The organism is Corynebacterium urealyticum DSM 7109 (assembly GCF_000069945.1).
Classification (GTDB): domain Bacteria; phylum Actinomycetota; class Actinomycetes; order Mycobacteriales; family Mycobacteriaceae; genus Corynebacterium; species Corynebacterium urealyticum.
Map to the genome: position 1 here is coordinate 345,316 of NC_010545.1, position 22,159 is coordinate 367,474.

20 protein-coding genes and 1 pseudogene are annotated in these 22,159 nt (G+C 62.9%); 17 read left to right on the plus strand and 4 right to left on the minus strand.

Annotated features, from left to right (window positions below; genetic code table 11):
* Window positions 1–18: 18 nt before the first annotated feature.
* Together CU_RS01400 and CU_RS01405 are read left to right on the plus strand one after the other, a co-directional pair.
* Window positions 19–552: a YbhB/YbcL family Raf kinase inhibitor-like protein gene (locus CU_RS01400; protein WP_005390941.1), complete on the plus strand. Its 534-nt coding sequence runs from the start codon at window positions 19–21 to the stop codon at window positions 550–552.
* 10 nt (window positions 553–562) lie between these two features.
* Window positions 563–919 carry a hypothetical protein gene (locus CU_RS01405; RefSeq protein ID WP_005390939.1) on the plus strand — a complete coding sequence of 119 codons (357 nt, stop codon included), beginning with the start codon at window positions 563–565 and terminating at the stop codon, window positions 917–919.
* Here the strand turns inward: CU_RS01405 and CU_RS01410 are convergent.
* Together CU_RS01410 and CU_RS01415 are read right to left on the minus strand one after the other, a co-directional pair.
* The gene (locus tag CU_RS01410; protein WP_005390938.1) at window positions 916–1,995 is read right to left on the minus strand and encodes a quinone-dependent dihydroorotate dehydrogenase; all 1,080 of its coding nucleotides are present in this window, start codon (window positions 1,993–1,995) and stop codon (window positions 916–918) included. The two genes, CU_RS01405 and CU_RS01410, sit on opposite strands and share 4 nt — an antisense overlap.
* An 11-nt stretch (window positions 1,996–2,006) precedes the next feature.
* Window positions 2,007–3,059, minus strand: a complete 1,053-nt coding sequence (locus CU_RS01415; protein ID WP_041628447.1) for a YncE family protein — start codon at window positions 3,057–3,059, stop codon at window positions 2,007–2,009.
* Between the two features lie 70 nt (window positions 3,060–3,129).
* Here CU_RS01415 and CU_RS01420 point away from each other — a divergent pair, with 70 nt between their 5' ends.
* Genes CU_RS01420 through CU_RS01440 form a run of 5 tightly spaced genes read left to right on the plus strand, consistent with a single transcriptional unit; the run spans window position 3,130 to window position 7,287 of the window.
* On the plus strand, window positions 3,130–3,975 hold the full coding sequence (locus tag CU_RS01420; RefSeq protein ID WP_005396288.1) for an undecaprenyl-diphosphate phosphatase: 846 nt from the start codon (window positions 3,130–3,132) through the stop codon (window positions 3,973–3,975).
* A 16-nt stretch (window positions 3,976–3,991) separates the two neighbouring features.
* A complete protein-coding gene (mshC, locus tag CU_RS01425) occupies window positions 3,992–5,206 on the plus strand; it encodes a cysteine--1-D-myo-inosityl 2-amino-2-deoxy-alpha-D-glucopyranoside ligase (RefSeq protein WP_012359542.1) in 1,215 nt (404 codons plus the stop codon).
* A 23-nt stretch (window positions 5,207–5,229) separates the two neighbouring features.
* A complete protein-coding gene (locus tag CU_RS01430; RefSeq protein ID WP_012359543.1) occupies window positions 5,230–5,628 on the plus strand; it encodes a hypothetical protein in 399 nt (132 codons plus the stop codon).
* On the plus strand, window positions 5,621–5,911 hold the full coding sequence (locus tag CU_RS01435; protein WP_231837711.1) for an HAD family hydrolase: 291 nt from the start codon (window positions 5,621–5,623) through the stop codon (window positions 5,909–5,911). The genes CU_RS01430 and CU_RS01435 overlap by 8 nt, the downstream gene beginning before the upstream one ends.
* Entirely contained in the window at window positions 5,908–7,287 is a 1,380-nt protein-coding gene (locus CU_RS01440) for an IS3 family transposase (RefSeq protein ID WP_012360835.1), read from the plus strand. Before CU_RS01435 ends, CU_RS01440 begins: the two co-directional genes overlap by 4 nt.
* Before the next feature lie 64 nt (window positions 7,288–7,351).
* On the opposite strand, the gene CU_RS01445 is transcribed toward CU_RS01440, so the two are convergent.
* Window positions 7,352–8,530: an IS256-like element ISCur2 family transposase gene (locus tag CU_RS01445; protein WP_012359546.1), complete on the minus strand. Its 1,179-nt coding sequence runs from the start codon at window positions 8,528–8,530 to the stop codon at window positions 7,352–7,354.
* A gap of 298 nt (window positions 8,531–8,828) precedes the next feature.
* On the opposite strand from CU_RS01445, the gene nusG reads away from it, so the two are divergent.
* From nusG to CU_RS10770, 4 genes are all read left to right on the plus strand, one after another.
* Entirely contained in the window at window positions 8,829–9,713 is an 885-nt protein-coding gene (nusG, locus tag CU_RS01450) for a transcription termination/antitermination protein NusG (RefSeq protein WP_012359547.1), read from the plus strand.
* A 143-nt stretch (window positions 9,714–9,856) separates the two neighbouring features.
* Complete coding sequence (gene rplK, locus CU_RS01455; RefSeq protein ID WP_012359548.1) at window positions 9,857–10,300, plus strand: 50S ribosomal protein L11; 444 nt, start codon at window positions 9,857–9,859, stop codon at window positions 10,298–10,300.
* 106 nt (window positions 10,301–10,406) lie between these two features.
* Window positions 10,407–11,123, plus strand: a complete 717-nt coding sequence (gene rplA, locus CU_RS01460) for a 50S ribosomal protein L1 (protein WP_012359549.1) — start codon at window positions 10,407–10,409, stop codon at window positions 11,121–11,123.
* A 494-nt stretch (window positions 11,124–11,617) separates the two neighbouring features.
* Window positions 11,618–12,832, plus strand: a complete 1,215-nt coding sequence (locus CU_RS10770; RefSeq protein WP_231837769.1) for an IS30 family transposase — start codon at window positions 11,618–11,620, stop codon at window positions 12,830–12,832.
* 121 nt (window positions 12,833–12,953) lie between these two features.
* On the opposite strand, the gene CU_RS01470 is transcribed toward CU_RS10770, so the two are convergent.
* On the minus strand, window positions 12,954–13,703 hold the full coding sequence (locus CU_RS01470; RefSeq protein WP_012359551.1) for a DedA family protein: 750 nt from the start codon (window positions 13,701–13,703) through the stop codon (window positions 12,954–12,956).
* A 310-nt stretch (window positions 13,704–14,013) separates the two neighbouring features.
* Between CU_RS01470 and CU_RS01475 the strand changes: the two genes are divergently transcribed.
* The 6 genes and pseudogenes from CU_RS01475 to CU_RS01495 all read left to right on the plus strand — a co-directional run bounded on the left by CU_RS01475 (window position 14,014) and on the right by CU_RS01495 (window position 22,063).
* The gene (locus CU_RS01475) at window positions 14,014–15,189 is read left to right on the plus strand and encodes a choice-of-anchor M domain-containing protein (RefSeq protein ID WP_012359552.1); all 1,176 of its coding nucleotides are present in this window, start codon (window positions 14,014–14,016) and stop codon (window positions 15,187–15,189) included.
* Window positions 15,190–15,239: 50 nt separating this feature from the next.
* The gene (locus tag CU_RS01480; RefSeq protein WP_012359553.1) at window positions 15,240–17,801 is read left to right on the plus strand and encodes an anchored repeat ABC transporter, substrate-binding protein; all 2,562 of its coding nucleotides are present in this window, start codon (window positions 15,240–15,242) and stop codon (window positions 17,799–17,801) included.
* Window positions 17,798–18,535: an anchored repeat-type ABC transporter ATP-binding subunit gene (locus tag CU_RS01485; RefSeq protein WP_012359554.1), complete on the plus strand. Its 738-nt coding sequence runs from the start codon at window positions 17,798–17,800 to the stop codon at window positions 18,533–18,535. Before CU_RS01480 ends, CU_RS01485 begins: the two co-directional genes overlap by 4 nt.
* Window positions 18,535–19,362, plus strand: a pseudogene (locus CU_RS10865) (anchored repeat-type ABC transporter permease subunit); the annotation flags it as partial. The gene CU_RS01485 and the pseudogene CU_RS10865, both read left to right, overlap by 1 nt.
* On the plus strand, window positions 19,336–20,733 hold the full coding sequence (locus CU_RS10870; RefSeq protein WP_269446320.1) for a choice-of-anchor M domain-containing protein: 1,398 nt from the start codon (window positions 19,336–19,338) through the stop codon (window positions 20,731–20,733). The pseudogene CU_RS10865 and the gene CU_RS10870, both read left to right, overlap by 27 nt.
* Window positions 20,675–22,063: a choice-of-anchor M domain-containing protein gene (locus tag CU_RS01495; RefSeq protein ID WP_012359556.1), complete on the plus strand. Its 1,389-nt coding sequence runs from the start codon at window positions 20,675–20,677 to the stop codon at window positions 22,061–22,063. The genes CU_RS10870 and CU_RS01495 overlap by 59 nt, the downstream gene beginning before the upstream one ends.
* Window positions 22,064–22,159 lie beyond the last annotated feature (96 nt).

Consider the following 22,159-nt stretch of genomic DNA (forward strand, 5'->3'; position numbering starts at 1 on the left):
TCCGGTAGGAATGGGGACATGACTGCAAATTATGTTTCCGACCGTTTCCCCGGCCCCGACCCGTACGCCGCGCTGGCGGACGTGCCGTCCTTCGACATCACGTCCGAGGACATCGTCGACGGCGAGCGCCTCGCCGACTCGCTGGCCGGCGACAATGCCACTAGCCCGCAGCTGTCCTGGTCCGGCGCCCCGGAGGGCACCAAGACGTACGCTGTGACCTGCTTCGACCCGGACGCGCCGACCGCCTCTGGTTTCTGGCACTGGTCCGCGTTCAACATCCCGGCTGACGTCACCGAGCTGCCCGCCGGCGCGGGCGCGAAGGACGACCTCGGCGTTGGCGCTGTGGTGCTCACCGGCGACAGCGGCGTCAAGGGCTACTACGGCGCGAACCCGCCGGCCGGCCACGGCCCGCACCGCTACCTGTTCGCCGTCCACGCGGTGGACACGGAGCTTCCCGCGGACGAGATTGCCAACCCCACCCAGCTCGGCTTCAACCTGAACTTCCACTCGCTCGGCCGGGCAATCATCTGGGGCTGGTACGAAAACCAGTAAGATTCGCCGAATGGTTCCAGTGCAACTCCGCGTCGGCGGCGCGTTCATGGGCATCGCACTCGTGCTCGTGCTCTACGCCGTGCTGGCGCTGCTTCGAGGCGACGCCGCGTTCCCCGTCACCCCGCAGGTGCTCTCCATCATCGTGGCGGTCGCCATCGTCGGCGCCTTCGCCACCTACAACACCAAGCAGGAAGGCTCACGCACCCAGGTCGGCGCGCTAATCGTGGCCGTGGTGCTCATCGGGCTCGGCTTCATCGCGCCCGACACCGAGCTGATGGCCACCACGCCGTTCTGGCTGATCGGCTGGGCGCTCGCCGCCGGCCTCTGCGCGGTGGTGCTGCGCCGCAGCGCAGCCGGACACGCTTAGAGCGCCTTCCACTCCAGCCCGCTGCCCACGGCCTGCTCGATCGAGTCCAGGCCGTGGGCTTTGATCTGCGCGGCGATCCCGCGGTGGATGCCGCGGATCCAGCCCAACCCGCCGTAGATGAACGGGGTGTAGCCCTGCAGCAGGCTCGCGCCCGCGGTGATGCGCTCCCACGCCTGCTCGGGCGTGGAGATGCCGCCGACGCTGACGAGCACCAGCTTGTCGCCGACTCGCTCGTGGAGGCGCTTGAGCACCTCAAGCGAGCGGTTCTCCAACGGGGCTCCGCTGATGCCGCCCGCGCCCATCTTCTCCACCTTGGAGGCGGGTGTTTTCAGCCCGGAGCGGGAAATGGTCGTGTTGGTGGCCACAATGCCGGCCAATTCCAGCTCGACGGCGAGGTCAGCCACGGCGTCGATGTCTTCGTCGGAAAGATCCGGCGCGATCTTCACCAGCACCGGGGTGGTGGTGGATTTCTTCACCACTTCCAGGATCGGGCGGAGTTCCTCCACCGCCTGCAGGTCGCGCAGGCCCGGCGTGTTGGGGGAGGAGACATTGACCACCAGGTAGTCCGCAAGCTGACCCAGAAGCGTCGAGGTGGCGCGGTAATCCGCCACGGCGTCCTCGGAGGTCTTGTTCTTACCGATGTTGATGCCCACCACGTCGCGGGAGCGCCGCGCGCGGAGGTTGTCGGCGACCACGAGCGCGCCCTTGTTGTTGAAACCCATCCGGTTCAAAATCGCCTTGTCCTCCGGCAGGCGGAACAGCCGCGGCGTGGGGTTGCCCGGCTGGGACTTCGGGGTCACGGTGCCCATCTCAGCGTAGCCGAAGCCGATCGCGCCCCAGGAGTCGATCGCCTCGGCGTTCTTGTCAAAGCCGGCCGCCAGCCCCAGCGGGGCGGGGAAGTCCACGCCGAAAACGGTTTGGCGCAGCACCGGGTCGTGCACGCGCACGGCCTTTTCCATCACGCGGTTGACCGGGGTGGCCAGGTGCAGCGTCTGCAGCGCGCCGCTGATGATGCCGTGGATGCGCTCCGGCGGCAGCAGGAACATGAGCTTGAGTGCGCGGTCGTAGAGCGTCATGGGTTTTTCTCCTAGTTGCTCTCGGTTTGGTCGGCGGGGGAGACGATCTGGATGCCGTCGCCGGATGCGGAGGCGGCGACCACGGTGCCGTCGTCAAGCGTAATGATGCTCTGGGCATCTGCGACGGTGGCGAAGTGCTTGCGCTTCACCGGAATGCCCTGGGAGATGTCGTAGCCGGTGGCGGTGTTGCTGGCCAGCGAGCTGACCCAGGCGAGGCGCTGCGCGGGGTCCCACGCGGCATCCCAGGGTCCTTCCGGCACCGGCGCGGACTGCTGGAGGCGGATGATGCCGTCGGTGGTGTAGACGTGGAGCTGGTTGCCGGTGGAATCCGCAGCCAGCACCAGGCCGTGCTCGCCGCCGCGCACCTTGCCCACTCCCAGGCCGACGCGCAGGGTGCCGCCTTGGCGCGAGCCGTTCCAGTCGATGTCCTGGATGGTGGTGTCGAAGCGGTTGGTTCGCACCACGGAGTCGCGCTGGCCGTCCACCTGCACCGCTTGGAGCTGATCGGTCTCGCGTGCGACGTCGATGGTGTCTTTGAGCTCGCCGCCGTCGAAGACCCAGATCTTGCGCTCAGTGTCGCTGCCTGCGAGCACCTCGCCTGTCGACGCCACCGTGGCCACCGTGACCGGCTTATCCGTGGCGATAGTCTCCTCCCGGTCTCCGAAGAGCTTGATCTCGCCTGCGCAGGCGAGCGCGAAGGTGCCGGCGTTGGCGGAAGCCTCGCCGCAGGATTGGTCCAGCTCGTGGCGGGCGGCCTTGCCCTGCTGAATCTCCTCGAGGGTGCCGATAGTCAGCGCGCTTGAAGTGCGAACGCCGATGCGGCCGTTCGTTTCGTCCACATCGCTCACCGGCTCGAAGTCGACCAGGTCGCCCGCCGGGTCCGACGACTGCGGGGACTGCACCGGCTCAGCGCTGCCCATGTTCGCAGCTGCCTCTCCGCCGGCTTCCTCGATCTTGGCAGAGGGAGACGCGCCGCAGGCGCTCAACGCCAGGGCAGCCGCGACTGCACCGGAAACTGCGACAAAGCGGAGGCGGGAACTGGGGGCAAACAAACGAGCATTCACAAGGTCAAAGCCTAGCAACGCGCCCGTCGCGCACCGCGATGGCTAAGTAGGCGGGGTAGTGTCTTTCGCCATGACTGATCCCGCCACCACAATGTCCTGGGTCCAGGTGATCGTCCTGTCCATTGTCCAGGGCCTCACCGAGTTTCTGCCCGTGTCTTCCTCGGGCCACCTGCGCATCGTCTCCCAACTATTTTGGGGCGAAGACGCCGGCGCCAGCTTCACCGCTGTGATCCAGCTGGGAACGGAGCTTGCCGTGCTGGTCTTCTTTGCCAAAGACATCTGGCGCATCCTCACCGCCTGGTTCGCCGGCCTCGCGGACAAATCCAAGCGGAACTTCGACTACCGCATGGGCTGGATGGTCATCGCCGGCACCATCCCGGTCGGTCTTGCAGGCGTTTTACTCAAAGACCTCATCCGCGAGAACTTCCGCAACCTCTGGATCACCGCCACAGTGCTGATCCTGTTCTCACTGGTGTTCATCCTGGCCGAGCGCCGCGGCAAAAAGACCCGCGGCTTCGAGGAACTGACTATGAAGGACGCGGTTGTGATGGGCCTGTGGCAGTGCCTGGCGCTCATCCCGGGTGTGTCGCGCTCCGGCGGCACCATCTCCGGCGGCCTGTTCCTCAATCTGGACCGCGAAGTGGCCACCCGTTTCTCCTTCCTGCTGGCCATCCCGGCAGTGCTTGCCTCCGGGCTGTTTTCCCTGCCGGACGCCTTCGACCCCCAGGCAGGCCAGGCGGCAAGCGGGCTGCAGCTGCTCGTCGGCTCCGGCATCGGGTTTGTGGTCGGCTACATCTCCATTGCCTGGCTGCTGAAGTTCGTGTCCAACCACTCGTTCGCGTGGTTCGCCGCCTACCGCATTCCGCTGGGCCTTCTCGTGATGGCGCTGCTCGGCACTGGCGTGATGGCCGCCTAGTTGTAGGGTTGTCCGCATGCATGCATGGCCCGACCCGTCCGTACCCGCAGTCGCTGGCACCCCGGTGCCGCTGAAGCTCTTCGACACCGCCGATCAGCGCGTCAAGGAAGTAGACACCACCCCGGATGCGAACGGGGAGGTGGGGATGTACGTCTGCGGCATCACCCCGTACGACTCCACCCACCTCGGCCACGCCGCGACCTACCTCACCTTCGACCTGGCGCAGCGCCAGCTGCTCGCCAACGGCCACAAGGTCCACTACGTGCAGAACATCACCGACGTGGACGACCCGCTGTTCGAGCGCGCAGAGCGCGACGGCGTGGACTGGCGCGAACTCGGCACCAGCCAGATCAACTTGTTCCGCAGCGACATGGAGATCCTGTCCGTGATCCCGCCGCGCGACTACATCGGCGCGATGGAGTCAGTCGACGAGGTGATCGCAATGGTGCAGCAGCTTCTCGACGCCGGCGCCGCCTACGAGCTCGACCAGGGCGACATCTACGCCTCCATCGACGCCACCGAGCAGTTCGGCTACGAGTCCAACTTGGACCGCGCCACAATGGAGGAGTACTTCGCGGAACGTGGCGGCGACCCGGACCGCGAAGGCAAGCGCGACCCGCTGGACGCGCTGGTGTGGCGCGGCCACCGCGAGGGCGAGCCCGCCTGGGACTCGCCGTTCGGCCCGGGCCGGCCGGGCTGGCACGTCGAGTGCTCCGCGATTGCCACCAACCGCCTGGGCAGCCACTTCGCCATCCAGGGCGGCGGATCTGACCTGGCATTTCCGCACCACGAGTTCTCCGCCGCGCACGCGGAGGCCGCGCTGAAGGTCGAGCGCATGGCCGGGCACTACGTCCACGCCGGCATGATCGCCCTCGACGGTGTGAAGATGTCCAAGTCCCTGGGCAACCTCGTGTTCGTGCACAAGCTCTCGGAGGCAGGCCACGACCCGTCGGCGATCCGCCTGGCTGTCTTTGCGGGCCACTACCGCGAGGACCGGGACTTCTCCGACGCGATCCTGGCCGAGGCCGAGGAGCGCCTTACGCGTTGGCGCGAGCAGCTCGCCGGCGAGGTTTCTGAGGCGGAGGCGACGGAAGTCGTCGATAAGCTTCGCGCGATTCTTGCGGACGATCTGAACACCCCGGAGGCACTTTCGCTTCTCGACGGCGCAGCCGGCGACTGCAACCAGATCATCGCCACCGCCCTCGACGGGCTGCTCGGGGTGCGCATTTAGCGCGCCTCACGCACAATGGGCCCATGAGCGCAGCTGCGGACAACTCGATTCGGGCCCAGTTTCAGCCCGAGGTAGACGAATTCATCGACGACCTGACCACCTTCGCCACCGGTTCCTACCTGCAGGACGAGGACAAGGACCTGTGGGAAGAGCCTTTCGACCCGGCGGTGCTGCCGGATTTGAAGAAGCGGCTTGAGATGTTCCTTGACGCCCTCGATCTGCTTGGCGACGACCCTGAGGGCGACGCGCTGGTGAAGGTCGTGGCGCCGTTCTACGAGAACCTCGAGGAGTTCAACGAAAAGCACGCCAACGCGGTGCTTGAACCGGAGGAGAAGGCCGACATCGAGACCTTGGTGTTCCGTGCGGCGGCCGCCACCGGCGCCACGGACGAGGCTCTCAACGAGCTTCCGGAACTTGAGTAGGCCGAAGGCCGTCCTCTGGGACATGGACGGCACCCTCATCGACACCGAACCGCTGTGGGGTAAGGCCACCTTCGAGCTCGGCGAGCTGCTGGGCCGCCCGCTCACCCCGGAGGTGCGCGCTAAAACTATCGGCGGCAGCTTCCCCAACACCTTGAGCGTGGTGGCCGAGTGGGCGGGCTACGAGCTTAAAGACGGCGACCTGGAGCGCTACCGCACCTGGATGTTCGACGGGTTAAGGGTCAAAAGGGGATGCGGACGGGATCTTGGAGGATTCCACTTATGAACCGTTCGTACACAGATCAGCAGCGTCGCAGAGCGATTGAGGTTTATAAGCGCACTCAGTCGGTGACGAAGACGACCCGGCAGCTGGGGTATCCGGGGAGATGGACGCTGTACAAATGGTTGCGTGAACCCACCACTCCAGGTAGACCGCGTAAGCAGGCGAAAACCTTGACGCGTTACCCGTTTGAGGTCAAGCTTCGTGCTGTCGAACTTTTCAACGCCGGCTGGAGCCCAGCTGACATCGCTCAAGAATGTGGGCTGAGGTCAAAAATGAGCGTCTATTCTTGGACACAACGCCATCGTGAAGAGGGACAATGGGGGCTGATGTCGAAAAAGGAACGAGAAGAACGTGCTCGCATCCCCACCCGAGCAGCCCTTGAAAAATCTTTGCCGGATGATCCATCTGAACTGAAAGAACAGATGGCCAAGCTGCTGGTCGAGAAAGCTGTATTGGAAAAGGAGCTGGAGCTTGTAAAAAAAGACGTCAGCGTCATCCCAGGTCAGCTCAGTAATAGACAAAAGACCGCAGTGGTTGACGCGCTACGCCCTGACTTCCCCTTGCCGATGCTGCTCGCCTCTATCGGCCTTGCACAATCGAGTTTTTACTACCACCTTCAACAACGCAGCCGGCCCGATAAGCACGAGCATATCCGTGACATACTCCATGCCATCGACGCGCAGTCGGACAACACGTACGGCTATCGACGCATGTGGTGGGAGTTGCGTCATCGTGGGATCATCATCAGCGAGAAGGTTGTTCGTCGCCTCATGCGCGAAGAAGGAATCGTGCCCCGCTTTCCGAAACGCAAGTGGAGGTACTCCAGCTATCAGGGAGAAATTTCACCAGCTCCGGACAACTTGGTGAACCGTAATTTTCACGCTGACAGCCCAAACAAGTTGTGGCTAACTGACATCAGTGTTTTTGCAGCTCACGATAGTCGCGTGTACCTCTCTGCCATAATCGACTGTTTTGACGGCAAGGTCGTCGCCGCGAAAACAAGCGTGCACCCCACTATGGAGTTGGCGCAGGAAACCCTGCTTGCTGCCATTGAAGCGGAGCAGCCAGAAGCAGATGGTTCCCTGGTGCTTCATTCTGACCGGGGTGCACATTACCGCGGTAGCACCTGGCGCAGTTTGACCGCTAAATACGGGATTGTCAGCTCAATGTCTAAAAAGGGTTGCAGCCCAGATAACGCAGCGTGTGAAGGATTTTTCGGCCGTATGAAAAATGAGATGTACTACGGCAAGGTTTGGCAAACCACCAAAGAGCTCGAAGAAGCCATCGCGCGATACATCGAGTTCTATAACAACCACCGGATCAAAACCAGTCTAGGCGGTGTGAGTATCACCGCCTACCGAAAACTTCATGTAGCGTGACCCGAAACTGTCCAACAAAATGTCCGCGTCCCCAAATGTGTGTCTGGCTCGGCGTGTCGCGGGGTTAGATGTGGCCTTTTTGGATGCCGATTGAGTGGGTGTAGTCGGTGTCGATAGCGTTGTCGTAGAGGGCTGGGCGTCCTGTTTCGTGGTCGGCTTGGTTCTCGGTTTGGGTCAGGGTGGATACTTTGGCGAGTTGGTCCTGGCCCCAGTTGGACTGCCTGGCGATCTCAACGGGGTCGTCAGGCAGTTCCGTTTGCAGGTACAGCCACCAATCCAGCATCCGGCGTTGGTGTTCACCGGATCTGCCGCGGTGGGTGCGGGCAAGCAGTTTCAACTGGGCGTTGATGCCGCCTTCCAGGCTGTTGGTGGTGGATTTGATCCGGCTGACATCGAGGACACCGTCAGGTGGGTCGAGATAGACAAATAACAGCTGGTTGCGCCATAGGTGGTTGAGGCTGTTGTAGGCCTTGCGGGTGCGTTCATGCGTCCATGACCAGGTGCGTTGCCGTGTCGCTGGGTCGGTTGTGAACGTTTTCTGGTTCATCCAGTCGCGGTAGATAGTGCCGTATTCGTGCAGTTGTGCACCCCACTCGGCTGCCTCGTCAAGAGCGGTGATCTTCGTGAGGTTGAGCGCGAGCTGGTAAATCGCTCGTCCTGCATCGGTGCGGGGGCGTGAGGTGGTGTGCCGACGCACCACGCGTTGGGCGTGAACGAGGCAGCGCTGCACTTTCGTTGCAGGCCAGCATGTCTTGATTGCGCTGGCAGCGCCTTGGCCGCCGTCGATGACAGCGATCAGGGGCGCGGGGATACGTTCGAGGAGCCTTTGGTAGTCGCGGGTGGTCTCACGTGTGCACCAGTGCCAAGCGATGACGTGATCCAAGGTGGCGGCAACAATCAAGCATCCGCCGGCGGTGTAGGTGCCGTCAAGAAAGACCTGGTCGTAGACCCGGCCTTCGTGCCCGATCGTGGGATCGGGGACATCAACTAGCCAGAAGTGTTCAAACCGGCGTTGCAGGGTACGCGGATGACACCCTGCTTCGGCGGCAGCGGTTTCCAAGCTCGCACCGGTTGTGAGGTGGGTGATAAATGCTGCGAAGGCTGCTGAGTTGGTGATATCGGGGCGCTGCTTGGTGGTGGAAGCGCCGCAGATTTTGCACCGCCACCGGGTGCGGTTGGCGGAGGTCTTACCGTTGCGTTTCATCTCGCCGCCGCAGTGGCAGCGTGGTCTGTTCTTTGGCATTGATCAATGCCAACACCAGCTCCTACCACACGCTGCTGTCACACCCGGTATTTCGCTGCCCCGGGGCGGATATATGCTCTAGGAGCATATACTTTCCGGATTACCCCTGATCAACCCAAACAAATCGACGAATCCGGACACACATTTTGTCGTTTAACCCGCGCTCGTGGCAAGAAAACCCGCGCGCGTGCTAAACTCAAAAGCAGAAAACATCCCGCCTCGCCGACCAACGGTAGGGGCGGATTTTTATTGCCAATCCTGACTAAATCTCCCAGGCTCACCCGACAAGGAGCATCACATGAGCGCAGATAATAACCTCAGCGCAGCGGACCTCGCCGCCGCGGCACAGGAGGACATCCACCAGGAAGTCGCAGCCCACAAGGAGTCCGAGGCCGAGCAGGCCGCGGCAGCCCTGGGGGACGCCGCAGAGGACACCGCCGCGGAGTCGGCGGAGGGCGTCGACACCGCACCGGAGGCTTCCGAGGCTGAGCAGCCAGAGAAGACCGCCGAAGAGGCCGCGATGGAAGCCTACAAGACCCGCCTGCGCGAGTTCATGCGCGCCCTGAAGAAGCTGCCGGGCGAGTGGTACATCATCCAGTGCTACTCCGGCTACGAGAACAAGGTGAAGACCAACCTCGAGATGCGCGCCCAGACCCTGGGCGTGGACGAGCAGATCCACGAGGTCGTCGTCCCGATCGAGGAAGTCACTGAGCTCAAGGACGGCAAGCGCAAGCAGGTCAAGCGCAAGCTGCTGCCGGGCTACGTCCTCGTCCGCATCGAGCTTGACGACGCCTCCTGGTCCGTCGTCCGCGACACCCCGGGTGTGACCTCCTTCGTGGGTAACGAAGGCAAGCCGACCCCGGTGAAGATCCGCGAGGTCGCGAAGTTCCTGCTGCCACCGGAGACCGCAACCGCTGCGGCGGAGGACCAGGGCCAGGACGCTGCCGACGTCGACGTCTCCGCGACCGGCGTGGCTGTCCCGCCGAAGCCGGCCTCCGAGACCGTCGAGGTGGACTACGAGGTGGGCGAGTCCGTCACCATCCTCTCCGGCCCGTTCGCATCCGTTGCCGCGACCATCTCCGAGATCGATACCGTCCAGAATCGCCTCAAGGCAATGGTCTCCATCTTCGGCCGTGAGACCCCGGTTGAGCTGGAATTTGATCAGGTCGCGAAGCTCGATTAATGTAACTCTGTCTGCTATTCAGTGGCGCGCCTTCGGCGTGCCCGGGTGGCAGTGGAACTATTCATCTCCGGTGGCTGGCTAAGAACCGGCATCCGGTCGGGGAGCGGTACGCCCGCTTCCTGATAACAGAAAGAGGTATAGCGATGGCCAAGAAGAAGAAGGTCCAGGCGCTCATCAAGCTGCAGATCCAGGCTGGTGCAGCAACCCCAGCTCCGCCGGTTGGTCCGGCACTGGGTGCTCACGGTGTGAACATCGTTGAGTTCACCAAGGCCTACAACGCTGCAACCGAGTCCCAGCGCGGCAACATCGTGCCGGTCGAGATCACGGTCTACGAGGACCGCTCCTTCGACTTCAAGCTGAAGACCCCGCCGGCTTCCAAGCTGCTGCTGAAGGCCGCTGGCCTGCAGAAGGGCTCCGGCGTCCCGCACACCGACAAGGTCGGTAAGGTCACCTGGGATCAGTGCAAGGAAATTGCAAAGACCAAGGAGCCGGACCTGAACGCGAACGACATCGAGGCTGGTGCGGCCATCATCGCCGGTACCGCTCGCTCGATGGGTATCGACGTCGAGGGTCGCCCGTCCGCTTAAGTGCGCCACCCCGGTGGGTTTGCTGCCGGGGTTTCATCGCGTGGCAGGGTCGCTTGCTGACCCACTAGACCACAACTCCAACACCTAAACCCAGATTGGAATTTTCATGAGCAAGGTTTCTAAGGCTTACCGCGAAGCGGCCGCTAAGGTCGATCGCGATAACAAATACACCCCGCTGCAGGCTGCGAAGCTGGCCAAGGCGACGTCCTCCAAGAACTACGACGCAACCATCGACGTTGCGATCCGCCTGGGCGTTGACCCGCGCAAGGCTGACCAGCTGGTCCGCGGCACCGTCGCACTGCCGAACGGCACCGGTAAGGACGTCCGCGTGGTCGTCTTCGCCGAGGGCCCGAACGCTACCGCTGCCGAGGAGGCAGGCGCAGACTTCGTTGGCTCCGCTGAGCTGATCGAGAAGATCCAGGGCGGCTGGACCGACTTCGACGCTGCGATCGCTACCCCGGACCAGATGGCTAAGGTTGGCCGCGTTGCTCGCGTGCTGGGCCCACGTGGTCTGATGCCGAACCCGAAGACCGGCACCGTCACCACCGACGTTGCTAAGGCTGTCTCCGAGATCAAGGGCGGCAAGATCTCCTTCCGTGTGGACAAGGCTTCCAACCTGCACGCCCTGATCGGTAAGGCTTCCTTCGACGAGAAGAAGCTGGCCGAGAACTACGGCGCCCTGATCGACGAGCTGCTGCGCATCAAGCCGTCCTCTTCGAAGGGTAAGTACATCAAGAAGGTCACCCTGTCCTCCACCAACGGCCCGGGTGTCCCGGTCGACGAGACCATCCAGAAGAACTACGCTGACGACGCTGAGGCTTAAGCCCTAGCTTGCTGACGTAGCTGCCCCGACCCCTAGAGGGTCGGGGCTTCTTTGCGTTCTGGGGAATGCTTAAGTTCTAGTGGTCGTTGCAACACTGATCTGAAGGGTTGGTGTTGGTGATGACGGTGTCACGGTGGGATCCACCGGTTGAGGAGATCACTCGGTTTCACCAGTTGGTGGTGGGTGATGGTTTGTCGGTGCGTGCGGCTGGGTTGGATCTGGGATGGTCGTTAGCTACGGCGTATCGGATTGCGCATCGTGATGGGTTACCACTGCGGAATAAGACGTTGTCGTCACAGGTGGTTGACGAGATTGTTGCGTTGTTTGCCCAGAATGTCGCGCCAATGGATATTGTGCGGCGGTTGGGTGTGAATCCTTCGTCGGTATACCGGGTGGGGATATCGATTGGTGCGCGGCCCCGTCCTGCTCCTGAGGGTCGGCGGGCTGTGGCTACGGCGCGGCGAGTGGAGTATTTGGAGCTTCGGGCCTGTGGGTTGGATCGTCGTTCTGCTGCAGCTGCGTGTGGGATGGGGTTACGTGGTGCGCTTGATGTTGATAAGGGGGTGATTAAAACACGTGGTCGGCGTGTGCCGTTTGTGCCCGATGGTCAGGCAGTTTATCGCTATAAACGGCTTATGCAGGTTCTTGCGTATGTTGATGGCCGGGTCAGTGTTCCGGTGGAGGTGCTGCCGCAGGCTGCGGTGGAGAAGGTGATTGACCGGCGGTACTTGTCGTTGGTGGAGCGGGAGCGCATCGCGGATCGGGTGAATCGGAATTTATCGGTTCGGGCGATTGCGCGTGAGCTTGGGCGTGATCCGGGGACGATTTCGCGCGAGATTAGTCGCAATAGTGGTGATGATGGCATTTATCGCCCGTTTGAGGCGCACCGGAAGTCAACGCTTCGGAGGTTTCGGCCGAAGGTGTCGAAGATTGCGGCGAATCCTCGGTTGAAACAGCAGGTGTGGCAGTGGTTGCGGATGGAGTTTTCCCCTGAGCAGGTGGCTGGCCGGTTGCGCAGGGAATTCCCTGGCGATGAGACTATGCATGTGAGTCATGAAACGATCTATCAAGAGCTGTACTGCCAGGCCAGAGGCGAGTTGAAGAAGGTGGTGGCCCATGCCCTTCGTACGGGGCGGACGCGGCGTAAACCGCGTGGTCAGCGTGTTGCGAGGAGTCGGTTTGTTGATCCGATGATCATGATTGCTGATCGTCCTGCTGTTGTTGAGGATCGGGCTGTGCCGGGGCATTGGGAGGGTGATCTGATTATCGGTGCAGGTGGAAGGTCTGCGATTGGGACGTTGGTGGAGCGGACGACGCGGTATGTGATGTTGCTGCATTTGCCGGATGGGCATGGTGCGGTGGCGGTGCGTGATGCGCTGGTGGAGGCGATTATGACGTTGCCGCAGCATCTTCGGGGGTCGTTGACCTGGGATCAGGGTTCAGAGATGGCTGGTCATAGGTCGTTTAGCATTGCGACGGATTGTCCGGTGTATTTCTGTGATCCGGGGTCGCCGTGGCAGCGGGGGACGAATGAGAACACTAATGGGTTGTTGCGTCAGTATTTTCCGAAAGGTGCGGATTTGAGTGTTTATGGGCGGGAGGAGTTGGAGCTTGTTGCTCATCGGTTGAATTGTCGGCCGCGTAAGACGTTGGGTTTTGCTACTCCTGCGGAGCGGATGGCGGAGCTGTTAGATTTAGCTGAAAGCTAGGAAATGTTGCAACGACCCCTAGAATCCGCCATGAGTTAGGCCCCGCTTCCTCATGACGGTTCATGACGGGGCGGGGCCTGACGTGTGGAAGTTATCGCAATGGTTATGGCCAGTTTCTGGCCTAGGCGGCCTTCTTGTTCTGCTTCGAGATGCTCCAGAACATGAAGACCAGCAACGCTATGGTTACCCACATGGCGTAGCGGTTGACCTGCTCCACGATGGAGATCACCTGCTCACCGTAGGTCACGCCCAGGTAGGCGAAGAACGTGTTGGTGACCAGCACACCGAAGGCATTGAGGCCCAGCACCGTCCAGAAACCCATTCGCCGGATGCCGGCCAGCAGGTTGGCGATCACGATCGTGGGGACGAAGGGGATATAGGAGAGCACGATCGCCGCGCCCAGCACGCCGGGGCGGGCGTGTTCCAGCCGCGCTGTCCAGCGCTTCAGCCTGGGGGAGTGGGCCACCGACATGCGCAGGTATTCGAGGCCCCACTTGTTGCCGACCAGCCACCACAGCGGAACGGTCTTCAACGCACCGACCAGGGTCATCAGAACGACAGCGACAGCCGAGAATCCGCCGGTGGTGGACTCTGCCCCGCCAACGATCGAGGAGGTGTAGCCACCCACCATGAGCGCGTAGGGGACGGGATTGTTGAGCAGCCACACACGCAGCGGGATCATCGCGAAGCCGAAGATAGTGGCGGCGACCAGGTAGGCCCAGATCCACTTGTCCAGCCGGTCGGGCTGGGAGATGAAGGCCGGGATCTGTTCCTCTTGGTTCCCGGGCTTCTCTGTCTGCTTGGGGCCCGTTGCGCTATCCGAGCGTGCGTCGTGGTCGTCGGGCTGATTGGGATCTGGGTTCACGTTCATCGTTGGTTATGTTAGGCCACCGGCGGCGCTTGTGGTGCCTTGCATAGCCGATGCGCCCGTCCTCGATGGGGGCCGACCTGGTGAAACCTGACAGGGAATTCGCTGGCCCGCGGCACGTCGGGGATCGGGAGCTCATCAAGCCACCCCCGAAAAGGAAAACCATTGCCAATTAAACTGACTTTCCGCTATTTTTAACCGAGCGTCACGACTTGAAAATGGCTGTCATTATCATTCCTGGTTGCTGAGTGTTCTGTCCAGCGGCCAGACGTGTTCGCAAGAACAAATCCCCGTTATAGCCGTCAGGAGAACTATGTCTCGCTTGGTTGCGCCTGCTCGCTCGCATGCGTCGCTGTCCACCACCTCACGTATCCAGCTCAGCGCACTGGCCTGCCCCTCGTTGCGTACCGTCACTCGTGCGGCCCTCCGGCTCGGCCTGGCGCTGCTTCTCGCCATTGCTGCGCCTCTGGCCGCGGCAGGCTTGAACCCGGACACTCTCGGGAAGGCTGCCGCGCAGGGAGCCATCGATCACGGACACGTCGACGCCTTCAATGTCACCGCAGAGGGAGGCAAGCTTCGCCTCGACCTCAAGGAGGACGTCACCGGCCAGCACGTCCGTCGCTCGCCGGAGTCCGTTGTGCTCAAGGTCAAGCAGCAGGCGTACACCGAGAAGGTGAAGTCGGTGAAGGGAGTCGGCGAGGCCGGCTACTACCTGCCCATTACCCAAGACCCCAACCTGCTCTGGCCGGGCTGGGATACCCAAGCCCTGGCAGGCACCCCGTTCTCGAGCGTGAATATCGTTTTCGAGCAGGTGAGCGGCCCCGGCAATGTGTACCTCTTCAGCACCTCCGGCTTTGGCGAGGTGCAGTCGTTACTGAACAACGGCTCCACCCGACTGACGAGCGGGGCTGCGATCCAACAGGCCCGGCCGGCACACACCCACGCGAACTGGGTGTTCTCCCAGCCGGGCACGTACAAGATGCGGGTCTACGCGCAGGGTAAGGACTCCAACGGCAACGTCAACAAGTCCAACACCGCCACCTACACCTGGTCGGTGGGGGATGGCTCGGCGCCGAAGGCGTCGAATAAGCCGAATGCCTCGGGCAAGGGGACCTCGAAGTCCACCTCCGGGGCGAACTCCGCCTCCACTGAGACCGGCAAGTCCGGCGCGTCCACCTCCGGGACGTCTGGTTCCAACGGTAGCGCTTCGGAATCCGGCACCCCGGGGGAAGCAGGAGAGTCTGGCACGTCTGGGGACTCGAGCTCTGATGAACTGCCAGCCCTGGCCGCAGACGGAGGCTCGGGCGGCGGCGCATCCGGTTCTGGTGAGCTCGCCAACACGGGCGTGGAGCCAAGCACCGCAGCGCTGATTGCACTCGGTGTAGGCCTCACCGTGTTCGGTGCAGGTTGGGTGCTGCTCAACCGAAGCGCACTGCAGGTCGCCAATGGCGGCGCTTCCGGACGGGGACGCGCCTCCCGCGATTCGTAGAAGTAGTCACTAAAGCCGCAAAAAGTAGCGAAGAAGGAATAGACGCTTTCATGGCTCAACCAGCCGATCACCGCACGGCCCACAAGGCGAGGGCGCAACAGGTCACGGGTGCAGTAGTTGTGGCAGGGGTCGTGGCCCTCGGCGCGAGCTCGTGCAGCAGCTCCGAGCAGGTAATGCCACCCACTGCCGCGCATTTCACGCAGGCATCGCATGCCGATGGCGGGCATCTCAAGCACCCGAACACGAACGAGGGCCACGCCAATACTGCTGGGACGCGCTCCGGCATGCAGCAGGATGCCGGCCTCAACGTGGTCACGACGACCCCCATTTTGGGCGACATCGTCAGCAACGTCCTTGGTTACGAAGGTCGGGTGACCTCCCTCATCCCGGCGGGCGCGGATCCGCACACTTTCGAGCCGACCCTGCGGGCGGTGCGCAACGTCGCGAACGCGGATGCCATTTTCACCAACGGCCTGCTGCTGGAACCGCAGGCCATCACGGAGATGGTCAATAACTCCTCCCCAGAAACGACGCCCGTCGTGCCAGTGGGGGAGGAGTTCGTCGCGAACAAGGGGCTCGCGCGCCGACTGGTGGAAAACCAGGCGCTGGACTCGGTATGGCTCGGGCTGCGCACCCGGAACGTGGAAAACGTCAAAGACCCGGTGCGATTCCATGTCACCGATGTCGAGGGGCCAGGCCGGGCCGCTGCGTTCATCACGGGAACCTTCGGCACTCCGGAAATCTTCTTCTCCAGCCACGACGGCCTCGACGATAAGGACGCCGCCGAGTTGCCAGCCGGTGCGCACACTCACATGAGCTGGGCATTCAGCGAGCCGGGGGTGTACAAGATCCACCTGCGCGCCGGTGCGGGTGCACAGCGGGTCGAGGACGTCCTTACCGTCGCCGTTGGTGTCCCAGCGACCAGCCCCGAGTTGGCCGGAAGCACCATCGTGGACCGCGGCCACCAGGATGTCACGCTGGATGGTGCGGCCAACGCGCTGCGCATCACCGGTGATGCGGGCAACCTCCCGCTGGACGAAGCCGTCATCGAGGTTCCCACCCGCGTGCTCAACAACGTGCCCGCCAACCGCGACTACCGATTCCTGGGTAAGCCAGACGAGGAAACCTACCTGCTGCCACAAGCCGTGCTGGGCAAGCACATTCACGGTGAACTCGATCCGCACATCTGGCACGACGCAGGGCTGATGAAGAACGTGGTCGAAGGTATCCGCGACCAGCTCATCCAGATCGACCCTGCCCACCAGCAGGCCTATACCGATAACGCGCGGGCCTACCTCGCGGAGCTGACCGACCTCGACCAGGACGTCCGCGGCGCTATCGCCACCATCCCGGCCAGCCAGCGCAAGCTGGTGACCGCCCACGATAGCTTCGGCTACCTCTCGCAGGCTTATGGACTGGACTCCGCCGGCTTCATCACCCCGAACCCCAACGTGGAGCCGAGCACCCGTCAGCTGGTTCGGCTGTCCCGCACTTTGGAGAACCACAAGGTTCCGGCGGTGTTCGTGGAACCTTCCTTGGCCGGCACCGCGCCCGACCTGATCCGCATCGCCGAAGGCCTGGACATTGACGTCTGCACCCTCAACGGCGACACTCTCGCGCCTGCCGAGAAAAGATACGTCGGCACGATGCGGGCCAACGCCCAGCAACTCACCGATTGCCTCGGTGGCGGTGGCGCTGAGGACAACGGGGATAATCAGGTGGCTTCCCCGCAGATTGAGATGACGGCCAACACCTTCGGCGACGAAGAGTCCGCGTTGAAGCAGACGGTGACCGACGACGAGGACGTCGCCGCGCCCGGGACCGCATCGACCGCTGAACGCGGCCACTACGACCTCGGCATTCAATGGACGCCCGAGGGCGAATTGGGCATGAAGCTGCGCGATGATTCCGCGGCGAAGCCGATCTGGCGCGACACCGAGGACGTCGTTTTTGATGTCTCGGACGCCTCCCAGCTAACACTCCCTGCCGACTCCGGCGATGCGTACTCCTTCACGGGGGCGAAGGCCGGAGACAAGGTATGGGTCCTCCCACAGACCGAGAGCCCTGACGCGCCGTGGCTGGGGTGGAACACCCAATCGCCGCAGCTCAATGAGCAATTCAAGGACGGCATGAACCTGCGACTTCTGGGCCACCAGGGCCCGGGTGACCTCTCGCTCTTCCTCCAAAACGGCACCTTCGAGGAACCACAGGTGCTGTGGTCCACCGCCGGCGAGGACGCTGGGAAGAGAGGTGGGAAGAACGAGATTTACGTCGATATGAATACGCACGTCCACGCGAACTGGGTATTCACCGAACCGGGCGTGCACAAGGTCGCGGTGGCTGCCACTGGCATCGATGTGGACGGTAAGGAACACTCCACTGTCCACGTGCTGAAGTTCGCGGTGGGCACCAACCCGGACGAGGCCCACGCTGCGAGCTGGGACGGGGAACTGCCGTCCGTGGAGGGGATGGGTGAGACCGAGGCGGACCAGGACGGTGATTCATCGACGGCACCGCTGATCATCGCGGCTGCGGTGGCAGTCGTCGTTGTTGTTGCGGGCGGATTCGGGATTGCCCGCAGCCGGAAGTCCAAGAAGGAGGCCGGCTGGTGATTGGCACGGGCACCCCCGCGCTGACCGCGCGGAATCTTTCGGTGGCGCTCGGCGGCCGCGAGATCTTTGCGGGCGTCGACCTCGACCTATACCCCGGCGAGCTGGTGGGACTGCTCGGCCCCAATGGTGCCGGTAAGACCACGTTGATGCGTGCTCTGATGGGGCTGATCCCTTCCCGCGGCACGGTGACCGCTGGTCGCTTCGGGTACGTCCCGCAGAACCACGACTTCGCCTGGAGCTATCCCATCAGCGTGCGCGAATGCGTGCTCTCAGGCCGATTGGGGCAGCGGAAACTCTGGCAACGCTGGTCGGCGGCGGACTATCAGGCCGCCAGCGAGGCCATCGAAGCCGTCAACCTGACTGATCTCGCTCTCCGCCCGATCGGCGAACTATCCGGCGGGCAAAAGCAACGCGTGCTCGTCGCCCGAGCCCTGTCCACACAGCCGGATGTGCTCTTCCTCGACGAGCCATTCACCGGCATGGACCTACCCCGCTCCGAGGAACTGATGGAGGTCATTCGTCGGCTCACGGACTCCGGCATGGCGGTGCTGATGGTGTCCCACAATTTGGCGGAAGCCCGGCAGTTTAGCGACCGATTGGTGCTCCTGCGGGCCGGGATCCGAGCAATGGGGACTCCGGAAGAGCTCAACCGCCCAGAACCGTGGATGGAAACCTTCGACATCGCACGGGATTCCACGCACCTTCGAGCAATTGGAATTGAGGTTCCGAACTGATGGGACACACCTTCCTGTCTCCGGCGGAGTTCATCGCGGATCTTGCGAACCCCGCCCTGAGCTTCCTGCCTAATGCCCTGATGATTGCCGTGCTGGGCGCGGTGATCTGTGGGGTGGTCGGCACTCACGTGACGCTGCGGGGGATGGCCTTCCTCGGCGACGCGGTGGCCCATGCCGTGTTCCCCGGCCTGGCGATCGCGTTTGCGCTGCAGGTCTCTGTCCTGCTCGGGGGTGCTGTGGCCGGCGTGGTGATTGCGCTGCTCATCGCGGTGTTTTCCCAGCGCAGGCGCGTGAAGGAAGACACGGTGATCGGTATCTTCTTCGCCGCCTCCTTCGCGCTGGGGTTGGTGATTATCGCCCAGATTGAGGGCTATACAGCCTCGCTGACGAGCTTCTTGTTTGGCTCCATCACCGGCGTTGCGCGCTCCGATATTTACATCGTGGTGCTGGGTGGCGCGGTGATCATGGCGGTGCTGTGGCTATTCCATTCGCGCCTGGTGGCGGTGTCCCTGGACCGGGAGACTGCCCGCGCAATGGGACTGAACGTTTTGGCTTTGGACATGTTGTTGTACGTGTGCGTGACGATGGCGGTGGTGATGAGCGTTCGGACGGTGGGCAACATCCTCGTCCTCGCGCTGTTGATTACCCCAGCTGCGACGGCGCGTTTGTTGACGGAAAGGGTGGTGACCATGATGTGGGTCTCCGCGTTGATCGGGGCCGTGGGAGCGGTGCTCGGCGTGTATATTTCTTGGGCCGCGGATGTGCCCACGGGGGCGACGATCGTGCTCGTCCTTACCGCAATGTTTATTTTCTCCTTCCTCGTCTCGCCCCGTCACGGTGTTTTCGGGCGCGGTCGCCGCGGTTCCGTGGCACAGCCTCGCACGTCGGCACAGTCCAGTACGACGGAACCGTCTCGTACGGCGGGACGTCGCGTCGTGGGGGCGGCGGCGTCGGTCATCGCGCTGTTCGGGGCGTTTGTGGTGATCCCGGCGTCCTCAGGCTCACTGCCGACGGCGGCAGCGCAGGAATCAGGCACCACCCCGGAGGCCGAAAAACCGCAGGATAGGCCTCAGCACAAGCCCGGCGATGCCAGCAATAATCCGACCGTCCCTAAGGACACGATCGATCCCCGCACGGGCAAAACCCACGTGTGCGCAGGCAAGAAGCTTCTGTACCAGGCCCACGTTGACGCGCTCTACGGCACGTATCGCGATGGCAAGCTGGCGGTGATGGTGGTTGATGGCATGGCCGTCGCTAATCCGGAGGATGTGTGTATCCGACTGGCACCAGACGCCGACAACGAAGGCAAGGAAGTGTCCCGCCTCGTGGTTCCGGAAGGCGAGCAGTTCTCCTTTTTGGGCAAGCCGGGGGATATTCTGTGGCACGCCCCGCAGCAGGTTGATACCTGGAACGGCTGGCGTCCGGTGTGGGCCGGAGCTGGTGCTTTTGATCCCCACCATGAGTACGAAGTCCCCCAGAACTTCGTGAATGACGAGGTGAAGTTCTCCCTGGTCGGTGCCGATAAGCCGGGCAATATGGAGATGTTCTTCTATAGCCACGGGCTCAACGAAACCGAGAACTATATCTCAACCAAGAACGGGCCCACGCACTTCACCTACGAGGTCGGAGCACACGGCCACTTCGGCTGGACTTTCAGCAAGGCCGGCCAGTACACCTTCACCTGGCAAGCCAGCACCGAGACCACCGACGGAAAGAAGCTGGTCTCGGAACCAACCCCAATCACCTGGCTCGTGGGGTCCGATAAGGAAGTCGGCCTGCCGGAAGGCACCACCAAGAACCTGAATCCCATCAAGAAGTCCGCAGAAGACCAGCGGGACGAGCTCTTCCCCGATGGCGCGGGCGGCGATGGGGAGCACGGCACGCCGGGCGACTCCGAGAACCCCGGCGGCACCAATCCTGGCGGTACTAACCCTGGCGCCGACACCCCCGGGGATGCCGGTGGCGACAACGGGGAGCAGAACCCTGGCGAGTCCGCTCCGGGCAACGGTGGAACCGTCGACCCGGATCACAAGCCGATCCCAGAATCCTCCGACCGAGTGAACATTGGCCACGGACACATGGACCTGGCGTTTAGCCATAAACCGGAGGCGGGCGACGTCCAAAAAAAGCTGGGACGCATTGCTGATCGACGGACAGAACCCGGCCAAGCTGGTCAACCGCCCATCGGGGACTTTTGAGTTCGTCATTGACTCCGATCGGGCAAAGATCAGCACCCCGAAGGTGCTGCGTTCCGCACTGGAGAACGGTGGCAAGGAATACGGCGACAAGCTGTGGCAGATCCCGCAGACCCAGCAGGAAGCACCGGATGTACCCTGGCTCGGATTCAATACGGAAGGGGCGAACTACAGGAAACTATCCAAGGACGGCGTGAAGGTCGGCCTGAAGGAGTTTGACGGCCCCGGCCGCATGGTCACCGCACGCGGCGGAATTGGTCAGTTCGATGTGCTGCTGGATTCCGCGAATCTCGGGAAGAAAATCACCTTCCGCAACCCGACTCACGATCACCAGGCATTCATGTTCTCCGCGCCGGGCCGGTACCGTGCGGTCTTCGAGTTCCAGGCGACGACGGCCTCGGGGGAGAAGGTGTCCAAGGAGTTGGAGGCCTACTTCCTGGTCGCCCCGAAGGAGATGTCCTCTGGCGGCAACGAGGGGAGTCCCGGCGACGGGCCTGGCGCGGGTTCCGGCGACGGTAACGGAGCTCCTGGCGCCGATGCGGGCGATATCGGCGGCGGTGGAACCACCGGCGGTGATTCCGGCGAGGGTACGGGCGACAGCAATAACAAGCTCGTCGGCATCCTCAATGAGACCACCGGCATCGTCGACTCTCTCGACACTGGAGTTGGTTATATTGGCGAGATCCTCGAGTCGGTTCGGGGCATTTTCGGCGCGTCTTCGACAGAATCCAGCCAGCCCGAAGCCCAGCCCGAAATCACGCCTGGCGATGCGCATGTCGGAGGCAAGGAAGAAGCAGGGGCTGCCACGGGTGCCACGAGCGCCGGGGCTGCTGGCGCTACTGGCGGCGGTCCGGCCCGCACTGCTGGTGGCGCCGTGACTGGGGGTTCGTCACCCAGTGCAGGTTCACACAGCTCCGGTGCCAGCGCCGGAACTAGCGGAGGCAGCGGGCTGTCCTCTTCTGGTGCAGCCCCGCTCGCGCTGGACGCGATTGACGCTGATGGCGGGGATTCCGTTGACGAGGGCGCCGAGGAAGAGCTCGACGGAGCAGAGTCGGAGGGTGCCACAGAGGACAGCGAGTACGCGGTCAATGCCCGCGAAGGTTCTGCTGACCGCGGTGCTGACAAGGACCAGAATGCTGAACCAGAGAGCAAGGCCATCCAGCTAGCCAATGCGCTGGGCCAGGGCGGCTGGATTGGCGGACTGATGTTCGGCATGGGCGGCATGGCGCTGCTCGGCGGGGCATTCTTCGCGTTCATCGCATGGCGCCTCATGCGCAGTAATGCAGCCATGGCAGCTAACGGCAGCGCTGCGGGCGAGGCCGACGCCGATTAACTCCTGAAGCGCGGAGCGCCTCGGGATGCAGCCTAGGCCGATTTGGTCTTTCGGCTGTTGGACGTTAAGCTGTCAGGCGAAGTTTTGATATGTTTC

Excerpts from the sequence above, each read along its gene's own strand:
- CU_RS01400 (WP_005390941.1), top strand. The coding sequence starts at position 19 with ATGACTGCAAATTATGTTTCCGACCGTTTCCCCGGCCCCGACCCGTAC.
- CU_RS01405 (WP_005390939.1), top strand. The coding sequence starts at position 563 with ATGGTTCCAGTGCAACTCCGCGTCGGCGGCGCGTTCATGGGCATCGCA.
- CU_RS01410 (WP_005390938.1), bottom strand. The coding sequence starts at position 1,995 with ATGACGCTCTACGACCGCGCACTCAAGCTCATGTTCCTGCTGCCGCCG.
- CU_RS01420 (WP_005396288.1), top strand. The coding sequence starts at position 3,130 with ATGACTGATCCCGCCACCACAATGTCCTGGGTCCAGGTGATCGTCCTG.
- mshC (WP_012359542.1), top strand. The coding sequence starts at position 3,992 with ATGCATGCATGGCCCGACCCGTCCGTACCCGCAGTCGCTGGCACCCCG.
- CU_RS01430 (WP_012359543.1), top strand. The coding sequence starts at position 5,230 with ATGAGCGCAGCTGCGGACAACTCGATTCGGGCCCAGTTTCAGCCCGAG.
- CU_RS01440 (WP_012360835.1), top strand. The coding sequence starts at position 5,908 with ATGAACCGTTCGTACACAGATCAGCAGCGTCGCAGAGCGATTGAGGTT.
- CU_RS01445 (WP_012359546.1), bottom strand. The coding sequence starts at position 8,530 with ATGCCAAAGAACAGACCACGCTGCCACTGCGGCGGCGAGATGAAACGC.
- nusG (WP_012359547.1), top strand. The coding sequence starts at position 8,829 with ATGAGCGCAGATAATAACCTCAGCGCAGCGGACCTCGCCGCCGCGGCA.
- rplK (WP_012359548.1), top strand. The coding sequence starts at position 9,857 with ATGGCCAAGAAGAAGAAGGTCCAGGCGCTCATCAAGCTGCAGATCCAG.
- rplA (WP_012359549.1), top strand. The coding sequence starts at position 10,407 with ATGAGCAAGGTTTCTAAGGCTTACCGCGAAGCGGCCGCTAAGGTCGAT.
- CU_RS01470 (WP_012359551.1), bottom strand. The coding sequence starts at position 13,703 with ATGAACGTGAACCCAGATCCCAATCAGCCCGACGACCACGACGCACGC.
- CU_RS01475 (WP_012359552.1), top strand. The coding sequence starts at position 14,014 with ATGTCTCGCTTGGTTGCGCCTGCTCGCTCGCATGCGTCGCTGTCCACC.
- CU_RS01480 (WP_012359553.1), top strand. The coding sequence starts at position 15,240 with ATGGCTCAACCAGCCGATCACCGCACGGCCCACAAGGCGAGGGCGCAA.
- CU_RS10870 (WP_269446320.1), top strand. The coding sequence starts at position 19,336 with ATGTTTATTTTCTCCTTCCTCGTCTCGCCCCGTCACGGTGTTTTCGGG.